A 15155-nucleotide genomic window follows, 5' to 3' on the forward strand; every position below is an offset into this window, starting at 1 on the left:
TCCCTTACCGTGCTCAGCGAGCTCAGGCGCCCGAGAAGATCTCGATCGGCTTGCTGCCGGCCGACAAAGTGACGATGGCGCGCTTGGTCGACTTGCGCGTGCCGTATCCGAACCGGGTCCGCTTGCGCTTCCCCTGCCGGTTGATGGTGTTGACCGAGACCACCTTGACCCCGTCGAAGATCTGCTCGATGGCGATCTTGACCTGGGTCTTGTTGGCGGAGGGGTGGATCTCGAACGTGTAGCGACCCGTCTCGAGCAGCGCGTAGCTCTTCTCGGAGACGATCGGCCGCAGGATGATGTCGCGCGGATCGGCGATCACTTCGTGGCCTCCTTGTCGAGGGCGATGGTCGAGTCGGACTCGGCCGCGACGGACCGCTGCGAGACGGAACGCGAGGCCTGGATCACGAACTCCTCGAGCGCGGACCGGGTGAAGACCACGTCGTCGCTGACCAGCACGTCGTAGGTGTTGAGCTGGTCGGCCGCGAGCAGGTGCACGGTCGGCACGTTGCGCAGGCTCTTCCAGCTGACCTCGTCCTCACGGCTGATGACCACGAGCACGTGCTTGGCGGTGCTCACCGAGGCGAGCGCGGAGACGGCGGTCTTCGTGCTGGGCGAGGTGCCCTCGACCACGCCGGACAGGACGTGCACGTTGCCGCTGCGGGCCCGGTCGGACAGGGCACCGCGCAGGGCGGCGGCCTTCATCTTCTTGGGGGTGCGCTGCAGGTACAGGTGCGGGACCGGGCCGTGCACGGTGCCACCGCCGACGAACTGCGGTGCACGGGTCGAACCCTGGCGGGCGCGGCCGGTGCCCTTCTGGCGGTACGGCTTCTTGCCACCGCCGGACACCTCGCCGCGGTTCTTGGCCTTGTGGGTGCCCTGACGGGCGGCGGCCAGCTGGGCCACGACGACCTGGTGCATGAGCGGCACGTTGGCCTGGACGTCGAAGACGGCGTCGGGCAGGTCCACGGAACCGGCGGCCTCACCCGTGGGGGAGGTGATCTGGACGGTGGTCATCAGGAAGCCTTCCCGGAGTTCTTGACGGCGGACTTGATGAACACGACGCCACCCTTGGAGCCCGGCAGCGCGCCCTTGATGAGCACGAGGCCCTTGTCGGCGTCCACCGCGTGGATGGTCAGGTTCTGGGTGGTGATCTTGTCGTTGCCCATTCGACCGGCCATGCGCATGCCCTTGAAGACACGGCCCGGGGTCGAGCAGCCACCGATGGAGCCCGGCGAGCGGTGCTTGCGCTGCACGCCGTGGCCGGCGCCGAGGCCCTTGAAGCCGTGACGCTTCATGACGCCCGCGTAGCCCTTGCCCTTGGACACGCCGGTGACGTCGACGAGCAGGCCGGCATCCAGGACGTCGGACGCGGTGAGCTCCTGGCCCACGGTGTATCCGGCGATGTCCGAGGTGCGGAGCTCGACGATGTGGCGGCGGGGGGTCGTGCCGGCGGCGGCGAAGTGGCCGGCCACGGGCTTGGTGACCTTGCGCGGGTCGATCTTCCCGAAGGCGAGCTGGACGCCGGTGTAGCCGTCCTTCTCCGGGGTGCGGACCGCGGTGACCACGACCGGCCCGGCCGCGACGACCGTGACCGGGACGATCCGGTTCGAGGCGTCGAAGACCTGGGTCATCCCGAGCTTGTGGCCCAGGATTCCCTTGATCGCATTAGCCATGATTGAAGTACCTATCTCCTCGATGCTGGTGCCGCCCTGACGGGCTCAAGCTGCGGTGTCGACCTCCACGCACGGACCGCGTGGGCCCGGGGGGATCGACCGGATCCCTACTGGATGTTGACGTCGACCGAGGCCGGGAGGTCGATGCGCATGAGCGCGTCCACCGTCTTGGGCGTCGGGTCGAGGATGTCGATCAGCCGCTTGTGCGTCCGCATCTCGAAGTGCTCGCGCGAGTCCTTGTACTTGTGCGGCGAGCGGATGACGCAGTACACGTTCTTCTCGGTGGGCAGCGGCACCGGGCCGACGACGCGGGCGCCCGTCCGGGTCACCGTCTCGACGATCTTGCGCGCGGACGCGTCGATCGCCTCATGGTCATAGGCCTTGAGCCTGATGCGGATCTTCTGTCCCGCCACGCTTGCCGTCCTCTACTTGCCGGTGCTGGTCACTAACGAGTCTTCTCTGGTGGTGCTCCCGCCCCGGGTGTCGGCCGTGGGGCCGGACCGGTGCTGGGCGCACCGGGACAGAGGATCAGGGTGTCCCCGGCTGGAGCCGTGGAACGCAGCCGCTGTTCATCTGTCCAGGATCACCGGTCCACGCGGTCGGGCGTGTCGTGCTGTCTCCCATGGATCCGCCTCCAACTCCTGGCGGGCCCCGGTGGACCGGTCGCGCTCGCAGGGAGCGCCGTGGTGCTACATCTCTGGGTCCTACTGGTGGCCACCCCGACCGGGACGTCCGAGCGGTTGGGCCTCGGGGCCCGCATGTGTCACGAGGACGATGCACCATCTCGAACCCGATCCGGACCGCAGAACAGCACGGCCCGTCAAAGGGCAACCCGAGAAGTATGCCAAACATCGGGCCCGACTTTCAACTCGGGCCGCGTAGGTCACCCTCCGGCGCCCGGGCGTACTCAGTGCACCCGGGCATCGCAAGTCCCGACCCCGGCCCGGCGAGCCCGCAGCGCACCCACCAGGTGCACCACGGTCACCACCACGGCGCCGACCAGGACACCCAGCACCGCGGAGAAGAAGGTGTTGGTGATCCACCCGAGGATGACGCCGAACCCCCCGGTGGCGTCGTGCACGACGACCTCGAGGTGGTGCACCCATCCGTACGGGGCGTGCAGACCCAGTTCGTCCGCGCCGACCAGCAGGATGTGCCCGCCGACCCAGAGCATGGCGATCATCCCGACCCAGGACAGCACGGCCAGCACGATCGGCATGGCGGCCACCAGGCCGCGCCCCAGGCCGGCGATCGCGCGACCCGGACGCTTCGCCAAGGCCAGCCCGGCGTCGTCCATCTTGACGATGAGCGCGACCGCGCCGTAGACCAGCGCGGTGATCAGCACGGCCACCACGACCAGGATCACCGCCCGGGACACCAGGCCCTGGTCGGCGACCTCGTTGAGCGCGATCACCATGATCTCGGCCGAGAGGATGAAGTCGGTGCGGGTGGCCGCGGCGACCACCTGCTTCTCGTGGGCGGCCGCGTCCTCGGGCGACCGCTCCCCCGACTCCTGGGCCTTCTCCTCGTGACCGGAGAACTTCTCCCACAGCTTCTCCGCACCCTCGAAGCACAGGTACGTCCCGCCGACCATGAGGATCGGGGTGAGCAGGAACGGCGCGAACTGACTCAGCAGGAGGGCGATCGGCAGGATCACCAGGAGTTTGTTGCGCAGTGACCCCTTCGCGATGCGCGCGATGATCGACAACTCCCGCTGCGGCTTGAGGCCCTGGACGTACCGGGGGGTCACCGCGGCGTCGTCGACGACCACCCCGGCCGCCTTGACGCTGGCCCGACCGGCGCCGGCGGCGATGTCGTCCAGGGACGACGCGGCCAGCTTGACCATCGCCGCGACATCGTCCAGCAGAGCGAAGAGTCCGGTCATGGGTCCGTCGTGACATCCGGGACGCGTCGTCCCCTACACCCCGGTCCCCGCCCCGGAGACGCCGAAAGGGCCCCGCCACGGATCCGTGACGGGGCCCTTCGACCGAGCAGCAGGCACAGGGCCTGCGAACGGGACTACTTGATGATCTTGGTGACCGAACCGGCACCGACGGTGCGCCCACCCTCGCGGATGGCGAAACGCAGGCCGTCCTCGATGGCGATCGGCTGGATCAGCGAGACCGTCATCTCGGTGGTGTCGCCGGGCATGACCATCTCGGTGCCCTCGGGCAGCGTGACGACGCCGGTGACGTCCGTGGTGCGGAAGAAGAACTGCGGGCGGTAGTTGTTGAAGAAGGGGGTGTGACGCCCGCCCTCGTCCTTGCCCAGGATGTAGACCTGAGCCTCGAACTCGGTGTGCGGGGTGATCGAACCCGGCTTCACGACGACCTGCCCGCGCTCGACGTCCTCGCGCTTGGTGCCACGCAGCAGCAGACCGGCGTTGTCGCCGGCGGTCGCCGAGTCCAGCAGCTTGCGGAACATCTCGATGCCGGTGACCGTGGTCTGGAAGGACTTCGGCTTGATCCCGACGATCTCGACGGTGGCGTTGACGTTGATCGAGCCACGCTCGACCTTGCCGGTCACCACGGTGCCGCGGCCGGTGATGGTGAAGACGTCCTCGATGGGCATCAGGAACGGCTTGTCGGTGTCGCGCTCCGGATCCGGAACGGACTCGTCCACCGCGTTCATCAGCTCGACGACGGTCTCGACCCACTTCGGGTCACCCTCGAGAGCCTTGAGCCCGGAGGTGCGCACGACCGGAGCGTTGTCGCCGTCGAAGTCCTGCGACGACAGCAGCTCGCGGACCTCGAGCTCGACGAGCTCCAGGATCTCCTCGTCGTCCACCATGTCCGACTTGTTCAGCGCGACCAGGATGTAGGGCACGCCGACCTGGCGGGCCAGGAGCACGTGCTCCTTGGTCTGCGGCATCGGGCCGTCGGTCGCCGCGACCACGAGGATCGCGCCGTCCATCTGAGCGGCACCGGTGATCATGTTCTTGATGTAGTCCGCGTGGCCGGGGGCGTCCACGTGGGCGTAGTGACGCTTCTCGGTCTGGTACTCCACGTGCGCGATGTTGATGGTGATGCCGCGCTGACGCTCTTCGGGAGCCTTGTCGATCTGGTCGAACGCCGAAGCCTGGTTCAGGTTCGGGTACTTGTCGGCCAGGACCTTCGTGATGGCCGCCGTCAGCGTCGTCTTGCCATGGTCGACGTGACCGATGGTGCCGATGTTGACGTGCGGCTTACTCCGGTCGAACTTCGCCTTCGCCACTGCTGTCCTCCTCAGGACTCATGCTGTTGCGCCTTGCGACTGTCGTTCTCTGATCGTGCTGATTCAGGTCGTCAGGGCGTTGGTGGGTGGATCTGGACCGGCACCACCATTTCGATGCCGGACCCGGGACGGGAAACCCCGTCACGACTGTGGAGGGTAACGGGACGACCACGGTGGGCCGTCCCGTCACCCCTGCTGCCGGGGCAGCGCACTGCTGGATGACGCGAGGGTGGAACAAGGAGCAGACGTCTCCGTCAGCTCACTCGCCCGTCGCCTTCGCGATCACTTCCTTCGCCACGTTCGCGGGAACCTCGGCGTAGGAGTCGAACACCATCGAGTACGACGCACGGCCGGCGGTCTTGGACCGCAGGTCGCCCACGTAGCCGAACATCTCCGAGAGCGGGACCAGGGCGGTGACCACGCGGGCACCCGCGCGCTCGTCCATACCCTGGATCTGCCCACGGCGGGAGTTCAGGTCACCGATCACGTCGCCCATGTTGTCCTCGGGCGTGACGACCTCGACGGCCATCATCGGCTCGAGCAGGACCGGCCGGGCGAGCCGGGCCGCTTCCTTCATGGCGATGGAACCGGCGATCTTGAACGCCATCTCCGAGGAGTCGACCTCGTGGTAGGCACCGTCGACCAGGGTCAGCTTGACCCCGAGCATCGGGTACCCGGCGAGCACGCCGTACTGCAGCGAGTCCTGGGCACCGGCGTCGACCGACGGGATGTACTCCCGCGGGATGCGACCACCGGACACCGCGTTGACGAACTCGTACGTCGCACCCTCGGAGGTGGCCATGTCCAGCGGCTCGACCGTGATCTGGATCTTGGCGAACTGCCCGGATCCACCGGTCTGCTTCTTGTGGGTGTAGCCGTACTTCTCGACGGTGCCGCGGATGGTCTCGCGGTACGCGACCTGCGGCTTGCCGATGTTCGCCTCGACGTTGAACTCACGCCGCATGCGGTCGACCAGGATGTCCAGGTGCAGCTCACCCATGCCCGAGATGACCGTCTGACCGGTCTCCTCGTCGTTCTGCACCTTGAAGGTCGGATCCTCCTCGGCCAGCTTCTGGATGGCGGTACCCAGCTTCTCCTGGTCGCTCTTGGTCTTCGGCTCGATGGCCACGGAGATGACGGGCTCGGGGAAGCTCATCGACTCCAGGACCACCGGGTTCGCCGGATCGCAGAGGGTCTCACCGGTGGTGGTCTGCTTGAGACCCATCACGGCGCAGATGTCGCCTGCGGAGACGCTCGAGAGCTCCTCCCGCTTGTTGGCGTGCATCTGGTAGATCTTCCCGATCCGCTCCTTGCGGTCCTTGATCGAGTTGATCACCTGCGTGCCGGACTGCAACGTGCCCGAGTAGACCCGGACGAACGTCAGCTTGCCCAGGTGGGGGTCGGTCGCGACCTTGAACGCCAGACCGGCGAACGGCGCGGAGGCGTCGGGCTCGCGCTCGACGGGGGTCTCGCCGTCCTGCAGGGTGCCGTGCACGGCGCCGATGTCCAGCGGCGAGGGCAGGTACGCCACCACCGCGTCCAGCATCGGCTGGACACCCTTGTTCTTGAAGGCGGAGCCGGTGACGACCGGGTTGACCTTGCCGGCGATGGTCGCCCGGCGGATCGCCGCGTTCAGCTGGTCGAGGGTGAGCTCCTCGCCGACGAGGTAGGCCTCCATGGCCTCGTCGTCGTTCTCGGAGATCGTCTCGATGAGCTTCTCGCGCCACTCGGCGGCCGACTCGGCCAGATCGGCCGGGATCTCCTCGACGGCGTAGTCGTCGCCCTTCTGGGTCTCGCCACGCCAGGTGAGGGCGCGCATCTGCAGCAGGTCGACGACGCCGATGAAGTCGCCCTCGGAGCCGATCGGGATCTGCAGCACCGCGGGAGTGGCGTTCAGCCGGTCGATCATCATCTGCACGCAGCGGAAGAAGTCGGCGCCGGTGCGGTCGAGCTTGTTGACGAAGCACATCCGCGGCACGTGGTACTTCTCCGCCTGCCGCCAGACCTGCTCGGTCTGCGGCTCGACGCCGGCGACACCGTCGTAGACCGCGACGGCACCGTCGAGCACGCGGAGCGAGCGCTCCACCTCGACCGTGAAGTCGACGTGCCCGGGGGTGTCGATGATGTTGATCTTGTGACCCTTCCACGACGTCGTCGTGGCGGCGGAGGTGATGGTGATCCCCCGCTCCTGCTCCTGCTCCATCCAGTCCATGGTGGCTGCGCCGTCGTGGACCTCACCGATCTTGTAGGTGATACCGGTGTAGAACAGGATGCGCTCGGTCGTGGTGGTCTTGCCCGCGTCGATGTGCGCCATGATCCCGATGTTGCGGACCTTGTCGAGGGCGTTGGATGCCACGTGCGGTCTTCCTCGTCTCAGGTGTGTGGGTGGCCGACCCGTCCAGATGACGGCGGCCGACCAGTTCAGCGCTCAGCGCCGAGTGGATGTTCCCCGGTGGGGGTGACCCCCGGCCGGACGGCGAGTGAACTCGCCGCTCCGGGCCGGGGTCCCCGGCGGTGTTACCAGCGATAGTGCGCGAAGGCCTTGTTGGACTCGGCCATCTTGTGCGTGTCCTCGCGACGCTTCACCGCGGCGCCGAGGCCGTTCGAAGCGTCGAGCAGCTCGTTCATCAGGCGCTCGGTCATGGTCTTCTCACGACGGGCCTTGGAGTAGCCGACCAACCAGCGCAGCGCGAGGGTGGTCTGCCGGGTGGTGCGGACCTCGACCGGCACCTGGTAGGTGGCGCCACCGACTCGACGGCTGCGCACCTCCAGGGTGGGGCGGACGTTGTCCAGCGCGCGCTTGAGGGTGACGACCGGATCGGTGCCCGACTTCTCGCGGCAGCCCTCGAGGGCGCCGTAGACGATGGACTGCGCGATGGAGCGCTTGCCGTCCAGCAGGACCTTGTTCACCAGCTGGGTGACCAGCGGGGAGTTGTACACCGGGTCGGCGACCAACGGTCGCTTCGGTGCGGGACCCTTGCGAGGCATTAGCTCTTCTCCTTCTTCGCGCCGTAACGGCTGCGAGCCTGCTTGCGGTTCTTGACGCCCTGGGTGTCCAGCGAGCCGCGGATGATCTTGTAGCGGACGCCGGGGAGGTCCTTCACGCGACCGCCGCGCACCAGCACGATGGAGTGCTCCTGCAGGTTGTGGCCCTCGCCGGGGATGTAGGCGGTGACCTCGACCTGGCTGGTCAGCCGGACACGGGCGACCTTGCGCAGCGCGGAGTTGGGCTTCTTCGGGGTGGTCGTGTAGACGCGGGTGCAGACACCACGACGCTGCGGGCTCCCCTTGAGGGCCGGCGTCTTGGTCTTGCTCACCTTGTCGGTGCGGCCCTTGCGGACCAGCTGCTGGATCGTGGGCATGGTGCTGGCGGCTTCTTTCCTGGTGACGGTCGTGCTCAGGTCATGAGGGTGGTGCGGGTCGCGCGTGGGGCCGGCGGGTCGGCCGGTGCCGTCCGTCCGGGGCGACCGGCGACGGGAGCGGACATCCGTTCCCGCTCGACACCGGCGACACCCCCGTGCGGAGGACCGGCACACCCGGCGAGCCGGGCACCTCCCCCGGAGGGCGGGCACCTGCTCCCAGGCATGCGTCGACCACCCAGTAAACCGGGCCAGCTCTGAAGACTACCGCCGTCCCGCCGGAGCGGGCAACACGGTTCGCTGGAACGATTGACGGCGTGACCGCGGCGAGAGCCCGAAACCGGCTCCGCACCCACCCCTGGGGGCTGTGCGGTCGTCGGCCGGCGTCGCGATCGGTCCGGTGTCGGACCCTCCACACCCGACGGACAGGTGCCGACCGGATCGAGCTCGGTCAGGAGGGCAGCACGCCGAACCTGCGCACTGGGTACTTCCACTACGCAGGATACCCCCGTTCCACCCACGCCTGCCCCGACCACCCGACCGGGTGCCGGATGCGCCCCGTCCCAGCTCCTCGACCGACATCCCGAGCCGGCCCCTCACCCCTGCTCCTCACCCCGGCCCATCGCCCCGGGGCGGGCCTGCGCCCGGGCCCGGAACCGCTCCGGGCGCCGGACCGCTCGACGGTTCCGGAGTACCGCGGCCGATCGCGCGGTGGGGACACCGGGCGCCCGAGCGGGCACCGGCTGCGTGGGGACGGGCACCGTCCGGGCACGATCCGGGCGGGCTCGACCCCATATCGGGCGCCCCGCCGGGAGGTCGGTTGCCCGACCGAGCCTGGAGCAGACACTTTGCGAGGTAAAACGGTCACACATCGGTCACTCTGTGAAGGACATGTGACTCGACCGCCTCGTGTGACCGGTGTTACTCCTTACAGGCATCACCGGAACGGGTACGAAACCGGTGGCGCGGCCACGCCAGAGCGGACGCGGCGGTGAGAGGTGGGTGGGATGCAGGCCAAACACGCCGAGGAACGACGGCGGCAGATCCTGGACCACGCCCGGGGCGCCGGCCACATCGACGTCACCGATCTCGCCGTCCAGCTCGACGTCGCCGCGGAGACGGTCCGTCGCGATCTGCGCGTGCTGGAGGAACACGGTCTGCTCCGCCGCACCCACGGCGGCGCGTACCCGGTGGAGAGCGCAGGGTTCGAGACCAACCTGGCCCATCGCTCCGAACACCGGGTGGCCGAGAAGCGGCGGGTCGCCGTGGCCGCCGCGGATCTCCTCGGGGATGCCGAGACCGTCTACGTGGACGAGGGTTTCACTCCGCAGTTGGTGGCCGAGCAGCTCGCCCAGGTCTCCCGGCCGATCACCGTGGTGACGTCCTCGCTGGCGGCCGCGGGCCTGCTGGCGCCGGTCGCGCACATCTCGGTCATCCTGCTGGGCGGCCGGGTCCGCGGACGCACGCTGGCCACGGTGGACCACTGGGCGACCGACATGCTCTCCGGCCTGGTCGTGGACCTGGCGTTCCTCGGGGCCAACGGCATCACCCGCGACCGCGGGCTCACCACCCCCGACCCGGCCGTCTCCGCCGTCAAGGCGAAGGTCGTGTCGGTGTCCCGGCGGCGCGTGTTCGTCGGGGTCCACCTCAAGTTCGGCGTGTCCAGCTTCTGCCGCTTCGCCGAAGTCTCGGACTTCCAGACCCTGGTCACCGACACGGGTCTGTCCAGTCACGAGGCGCACCGCTACTCCGCACTCGGACCCCAGGTGATCCGGGTGTAGGCGTCCACCCCTCGACCCCATGCACGTCGGCACCCGGCCCCCGGGCCGGTGGCTCCGTGCTGCCCGCACCACCGGCTCGACCGTTCCACCCGGCACCACGCACCACCGCACCACCGCACCACGCACCACCCCGTACGGCCCCGCCCCTCTCAGAGTTGAAAGGACGACCCACGATGCGTGTGTCACCGTTCCGATCGCCCACCCGACTGATGGCCGGCGCCACCGCCGCGCTGTTGGTCCTGGGCACAGCCGCATGTGGAGGAGCCGGCGGCGGCTCCAGCTCCGGGGGCGGTAGCGGCACCGCCGCCGCCGGTGCCCCGGTCCGCATCCTCATGGTCAACAACCCGCAGATGGTCGACCTGCAGAACCTGGCCCCGGAGTTCACCAAGGAGACCGGCATCCAGGTGCAGTTCACCGTTCTCCCCGAGAACGACCTGCGCGACAAGGTCTCCCAGGAGTTCACCAACCAGTCCGGCCAGTACGACGTGGCCACCCTGTCCAACTTCGAGATCCCGTTCTACTCGAAGAACGGCTGGCTGACCTCGCTGCAGGACTACTCGGACAAGGACACCGAGTTCAACCAGGCCGACATCTTCCCGTCGATGACGGCCTCCCTGAAGGGCCCGGACGGCCTCCTCTACGGCGAGCCGTTCTACGGCGAGTCGTCCTTCCTGATGTACCGCAAGGACGTCATGGAGGCCAAGGGCCTGACCGTGCCGAACAACCCGACGTGGGACGAGGTGGCCGATCTGGCCGCGAAGGCCGACGGCGCCCAGTCCGGCATGAAGGGCATCTGCCTGCGCGGTCTTCCCGGCTGGGGCCAGCTCTTCGCCCCGCTGACCACCGTGGTCAACACCTTCGGCGGCACCTGGTTCGAGAAGGACTGGACGGCCAAGGTCAACTCGCAGGAGTTCATCGACGCCACCAACTTCTACGTCAACCTGGTCAAGGAGCACGGTGAGGTCGGCGCCCCGCAGGCCGGATTCACCGAGTGCCTCAACGCCATGACGCAGAGCCAGGTCGCCATGTGGTACGACGCCACCTCGGCTGCCGGCAGCCTCGAGGCCGACGACTCGCCCGTCAAGGGCAAGGTCGGCTACGCGCAGGCCCCGGTCAAGGAGACCAAGTCCTCCGGCTGGCTGTACGCCTGGTCGTGGGCGATCGAGAAGAGTCCACCAACGCCGACAACGCCTGGAAGTTCATCTCCTGGGCCTCCTCCAAGAAGTACGAGGAGCTCGTGGGCGCCAAGCTCGGCTGGTCGAAGGTCCCGGCCGGCAAGCGCGCGTCGCTGTACGAGAACGCGGACTACAAGGCGGCTGCCGGTGCGTTCGCCGACGCCACCCTGGAGGCCATCCAGAACGCCGATCCGACCAACCCGGGCGTCCAGCCCCGGCCGACCGTCGGCATCCAGTTCGTCGACATCCCGGAGTTCACCGATCTGGGAACGCGTGTCTCGCAGGATGTCTCGGCAGCCATCGCCGGCCAGACGACCGTCGAGGAAGCCCTGAACACCGGGCAGGAGCTCGCCCAGGCCGTGGGCGACAAGTACAAGGCCGCCGGCTGACCCAGCCACCGCACCACCGGGAGTCGGCCGACAGCCGGCCCCACCCGCCCGGCCCGGGGGTCCAGCACCCCCGGGCCGGGGCACCGGGCCGCAGGTGTCCCTGCCGCCCGCCGGCGCGCGACGCCGGCCCGGCGCGGGCCGGGTCACCCCCGCTCCACCCCGGACACCACGTGCCCGCCCCCTCCCGGAAGGACCCGGCATGACCGCCACCACCGTCGACGATCCGGCTGCGCGCCACGCGCAGAAGGCAGCCAAGAAGGAGGGGTGGGTACGGCGGGGTCCGCTGCTGCCTGCCCTGATCTTCACCATCGTGATGACCCAGCTGCCCTTCGTGGCCACCCTGGTCATCTCGTTCCTGGACTGGCAGGCCTACTCCCCCGACACCCGCAGCTTCGCCGGGTTCGACAACTTCGTGAACGTCTTCAAGGACTCGGGGCTGCGCCAGTCGGTGTTCACCACCATCCTGTTGACGGTCACCGTGGTCCTGGTGTCCCTGGTGCTGGGCCTGGGCATCGCCCTGCTGCTCAACCGGAAGTTCATCGGCCGCGGCATCGTCCGGACGCTGATGATCACGCCGTTCCTGGTCGTCCCGGTGGCCGCCGCCCTGTTCTTCAAGCACGGCATCTTCAACCCCACCTCCGGCCTGATCAACGGTGTCATCTCGTGGATCTGGGGCCTGTTCGGCGACACCACCCCGCCGGTGCCGGTGTGGCTGACGGAGTTCCCGCTCATCTCGGTGGAGATCCAGCTGATCTGGCAGTGGACGCCGTTCATGACGCTGATCCTGCTGGCCGGCCTGCAGTCCCGCCCCGGTGACGTGCTCGAGGCCGCCGCGGTCGACGGCGCCAGCCCGTGGCAGACGTTCGCCAACATCACGATGCCGCACATGCGCCAGTACCTGGAGCTCGCCGGTCTGCTGGGGACCATCTACATCGTCCAGAACTTCGACTCGGTCTTCACCATCACGTCCGGCTCGCTGGGCACCGCGAACCTGCCGTACACGATCTACACCACCGTGTTCAACGCCCAGGACTACGGCCTGGCCTCCGCGCAGGGGGTCATCGTGGTGATCGGCTCGATCATCATCGCCACCTTCGCGCTGCGCACCGTGTCCAGCCTGTTCCGCGAGGAGAGCACCCGATGACCACCACCGCAGCCACCCCGGTCACCCCGCCCACCGCGACGACCAGGAGCAAGCCCGGACGCTCCTCGGGCTCCAAGGCGGGTTCGGCCTTCGCGGGCATCGCCGCCTGGATCATCGGCCTGATCTTCGTCCTGCCGGTCGCCTGGATGATCCTGACCAGCTTCCACAGCGAGGCCCAGGCCGGCGCGCAGCGCCCGCAGGTGTTCGCCCCGCTGACCCTGGAGAACTACGACAAGTTCTTCGGTTCCACCGGCATCAACCCGTGGCCGCCGCTGATCAACTCGGCCACCGCGTCGATCATCTCGACGCTCATCGTGCTGTGCCTGGCCATCCCGGCCGCCTACGCGCTCTCGGTGAAGCCGGTGCGCAAGTGGACGGACGTGATGTTCTTCTTCCTGTCCACCAAGATGCTGCCCGCGGTGGCCGGCCTGCTGCCGATCTACATCATCGCCCAGAACATCGGCCTGCTGGACAACATCTGGTTCCTGATCCTGCTGTACACGGCGATGAACCTGCCCATCGCGATCTGGATGATGCGCTCCTTCCTGGCCGACATCCCGCCGGCCCTGTTCGAGGCCGCCTCGCTGGACGGCGCCGGGCTGCTGCTGACCCTGCGCCGGGTCGTCGCCCCGATCGCCGCCCCGGGCATCGCCGCCACCGCGCTGATCTGCTTCATCTTCAGCTGGAACGAGCTGCTGTTCGCCAAGTCCCTGACCGGCACGGTGGCCGGCACCGCTCCGGTGTTCCTCACCGGCTTCGTGACCTCCCAGGGCCTGTTCCTGGCCCAGGTGAGCGCGGCTGCCACAATCGTCTCCCTGCCGGTGCTGATCGCCGGTTTCGCCGCCCAGGACAAGCTGGTCCAGGGCCTGTCCCTGGGAGCCGTGAAGTGACCGGTAGCACCACTGCGAACACAGCAGTCACCGACCTGGACACGGCCGGTCTGGCCGCCATCGGTGCCACCGTCCCCGTCCCGACCTACGACCGCAGCCAGGTCACCACCGGGATCGTCCACTTCGGCGTGGGCGGCTTCCACCGGGCCCACCAGGCCATGTACCTGGACCGGTTGATGAACTCCGGCGAAGCCCTGGACTGGGGCATCTGCGGGGTCGGCGTGCTGCCGCACGACAAGCGGATGAAGGACGTCATGGACGCCCAGGACTGCCTGTACACCCTGGTGCTCAAGGACGCCGACGGCACCTGGGAACCGCGGGTCATCGGGTCGATCGTGGAGTACCTGTTCGCCCCGGACGACCCGGACGCCGTGGTGGAGAAGATGGCCGACCCGGCCACGCGCATCGTCTCCCTCACCGTGACCGAGGGCGGCTACAACTTCAACCAGATCACCGGTGAGTTCGACGCCGAGAACCCCGACGTGGTCGCCGATCTCGTTCCCGGCGCGCTCCCCCGGACCACTTTCGGGCTGGTCGTCGAGGCGCTGATCCGACGCCGGGAACGGGGCGTCCCGCCCTTCACGGTGATGTCCTGCGACAACATCCAGGGCAACGGGCACGTGGCGCACAAGATGTTCACCTCCTTCGCCCGGCTCCGCGACGCGGAGTTCGCGGACTGGATGGAGGCCAACGTGCGCTTCCCGAACTCGATGGTCGATCGGATCACCCCGGTCACCACCGACGACGACCGGGCCGAGATCGAGAACCGCTTCGGCATCCGTGACGCCTGGCCCGTGGTGTGCGAGCCGTTCACCCAGTGGGTCCTGGAGGAGTCCTTCACCCCGCAGGGCGACGCCCCCGCCCGGCCGCCGTACGAGGATGCCGGCGTCCAGGTCGTGCAGGACGTCGAGCCCTACGAGCTCATGAAGTTGCGCAACCTCAATGCCAGTCACCAGGGGCTCTGCTACTTCGGCTACCTGGCCGGCTACCGGCTCGTGCACGACGTCTGCCAGGACCCGCTGTTCGCCGACTTCCTGCTCGCGTACATGAGCCGCGAGGCCGCGCCCACCCTGGCCCCGGTGCCCGGCGTGGACATGGACGTCTACCAGCACGAGGCGGTGCGCCGGTTCTCCAACGCCCAGGTCCGGGACACCGTCGCCCGGCTGTGCGCGGAGAGCTCGGACCGCATCCCCAAGTGGCTCGTCCCGGTCATCGTGGAGAACCTGCGGGACGGCGGCGAGATCCGGCGGTCGGCGGCCATCGTGGCCAGCTGGGCCCGGTACGCCGAGGCGGTGGACGAGCAGGGTGAGCCCATCACCGTCGTGGACCGGTTGCGGGACAGCCTGGTCGCCGTGGCCCGCACCCAGCAGGACGATCCGTTGGCCTTCCTGCGCAACCGGGAGCTGTTCGGCGACCTCATCGACGACGAGCGCTTCGTCGAGGCCTACCTCTGGGCGCTGGACTCCCTGCACACGCGGGGCTCCCGGGCCACCCTGGAGGCGCTCGCCGGCCGCTGACCCCGTCCATCCGG

At 68.5% G+C, this 15155-nt stretch carries 13 protein-coding genes and 1 pseudogene; 5 read left to right on the forward strand and 9 right to left on the reverse strand.

The window, feature by feature from the left end:
* Positions 1 to 22 precede the first annotated feature (22 nt).
* The 9 genes from rplW to rpsL form a co-directional block, all read right to left on the reverse strand.
* On the reverse strand, positions 23 to 319 hold the full coding sequence (gene rplW, locus J2S58_RS07410; RefSeq protein ID WP_205255935.1) for a 50S ribosomal protein L23: 297 nt from the start codon (positions 317 to 319) through the stop codon (positions 23 to 25).
* A complete protein-coding gene (gene rplD / locus J2S58_RS07415; RefSeq protein WP_205255934.1) occupies positions 316 to 1014 on the reverse strand; it encodes a 50S ribosomal protein L4 in 699 nt (232 codons plus the stop codon). Before rplD ends, rplW begins: the two co-directional genes overlap by 4 nt.
* Entirely contained in the window at positions 1014 to 1673 is a 660-nt protein-coding gene (rplC, locus tag J2S58_RS07420) for a 50S ribosomal protein L3 (protein ID WP_205255933.1), read from the reverse strand. Before rplC ends, rplD begins: the two co-directional genes overlap by 1 nt.
* 107 nt (positions 1674 to 1780) lie before the next feature.
* Positions 1781 to 2086 carry a 30S ribosomal protein S10 gene (gene rpsJ / locus J2S58_RS07425; RefSeq protein ID WP_003938093.1) on the reverse strand — a complete coding sequence of 102 codons (306 nt, stop codon included), beginning with the start codon at positions 2084 to 2086 and terminating at the stop codon, positions 1781 to 1783.
* A 494-nt stretch (positions 2087 to 2580) separates the two neighbouring features.
* Positions 2581 to 3558, reverse strand: a complete 978-nt coding sequence (locus J2S58_RS07430; protein ID WP_205255932.1) for a DUF808 domain-containing protein — start codon at positions 3556 to 3558, stop codon at positions 2581 to 2583.
* 134 nt (positions 3559 to 3692) lie between these two features.
* Positions 3693 to 4886: an elongation factor Tu gene (tuf, locus tag J2S58_RS07435; protein ID WP_205255931.1), complete on the reverse strand. Its 1194-nt coding sequence runs from the start codon at positions 4884 to 4886 to the stop codon at positions 3693 to 3695.
* Between the two features lie 259 nt (positions 4887 to 5145).
* Entirely contained in the window at positions 5146 to 7242 is a 2097-nt protein-coding gene (gene fusA, locus J2S58_RS07440; RefSeq protein ID WP_205255930.1) for an elongation factor G, read from the reverse strand.
* A gap of 161 nt (positions 7243 to 7403) precedes the next feature.
* Positions 7404 to 7874 carry a 30S ribosomal protein S7 gene (rpsG, locus tag J2S58_RS07445; RefSeq protein WP_205255929.1) on the reverse strand — a complete coding sequence of 157 codons (471 nt, stop codon included), beginning with the start codon at positions 7872 to 7874 and terminating at the stop codon, positions 7404 to 7406.
* Positions 7874 to 8248 (reverse strand): 30S ribosomal protein S12, encoded by a 375-nt coding sequence (gene rpsL / locus J2S58_RS07450; protein WP_205255928.1) that lies wholly within the window; start codon positions 8246 to 8248, stop codon positions 7874 to 7876. The genes rpsG and rpsL overlap by 1 nt, the downstream gene beginning before the upstream one ends.
* A gap of 1004 nt (positions 8249 to 9252) precedes the next feature.
* Between rpsL and J2S58_RS07455 the strand changes: the two genes are divergently transcribed.
* The 5 genes and pseudogenes from J2S58_RS07455 to J2S58_RS07475 all read left to right on the forward strand — a co-directional run bounded on the left by J2S58_RS07455 (position 9253) and on the right by J2S58_RS07475 (position 15141).
* Positions 9253 to 10026 carry a DeoR/GlpR family DNA-binding transcription regulator gene (locus J2S58_RS07455; protein ID WP_205255927.1) on the forward strand — a complete coding sequence of 258 codons (774 nt, stop codon included), beginning with the start codon at positions 9253 to 9255 and terminating at the stop codon, positions 10024 to 10026.
* 173 nt (positions 10027 to 10199) lie between these two features.
* A pseudogene (locus J2S58_RS07460) lies at positions 10200 to 11590 on the forward strand (ABC transporter substrate-binding protein).
* 199 nt (positions 11591 to 11789) lie between these two features.
* A complete protein-coding gene (locus J2S58_RS07465) occupies positions 11790 to 12734 on the forward strand; it encodes a carbohydrate ABC transporter permease (RefSeq protein WP_205255926.1) in 945 nt (314 codons plus the stop codon).
* On the forward strand, positions 12731 to 13624 hold the full coding sequence (locus tag J2S58_RS07470; protein ID WP_205255925.1) for a carbohydrate ABC transporter permease: 894 nt from the start codon (positions 12731 to 12733) through the stop codon (positions 13622 to 13624). Before J2S58_RS07465 ends, J2S58_RS07470 begins: the two co-directional genes overlap by 4 nt.
* Positions 13621 to 15141 (forward strand): mannitol dehydrogenase family protein, encoded by a 1521-nt coding sequence (locus J2S58_RS07475; RefSeq protein WP_306827524.1) that lies wholly within the window; start codon positions 13621 to 13623, stop codon positions 15139 to 15141. Before J2S58_RS07470 ends, J2S58_RS07475 begins: the two co-directional genes overlap by 4 nt.
* The last annotated feature ends 14 nt before the right edge of the window (positions 15142 to 15155 follow it).

Source organism: Nakamurella flavida, from assembly GCF_030811475.1.
GTDB lineage: Bacteria > Actinomycetota > Actinomycetes > Mycobacteriales > Nakamurellaceae > Nakamurella > Nakamurella flavida.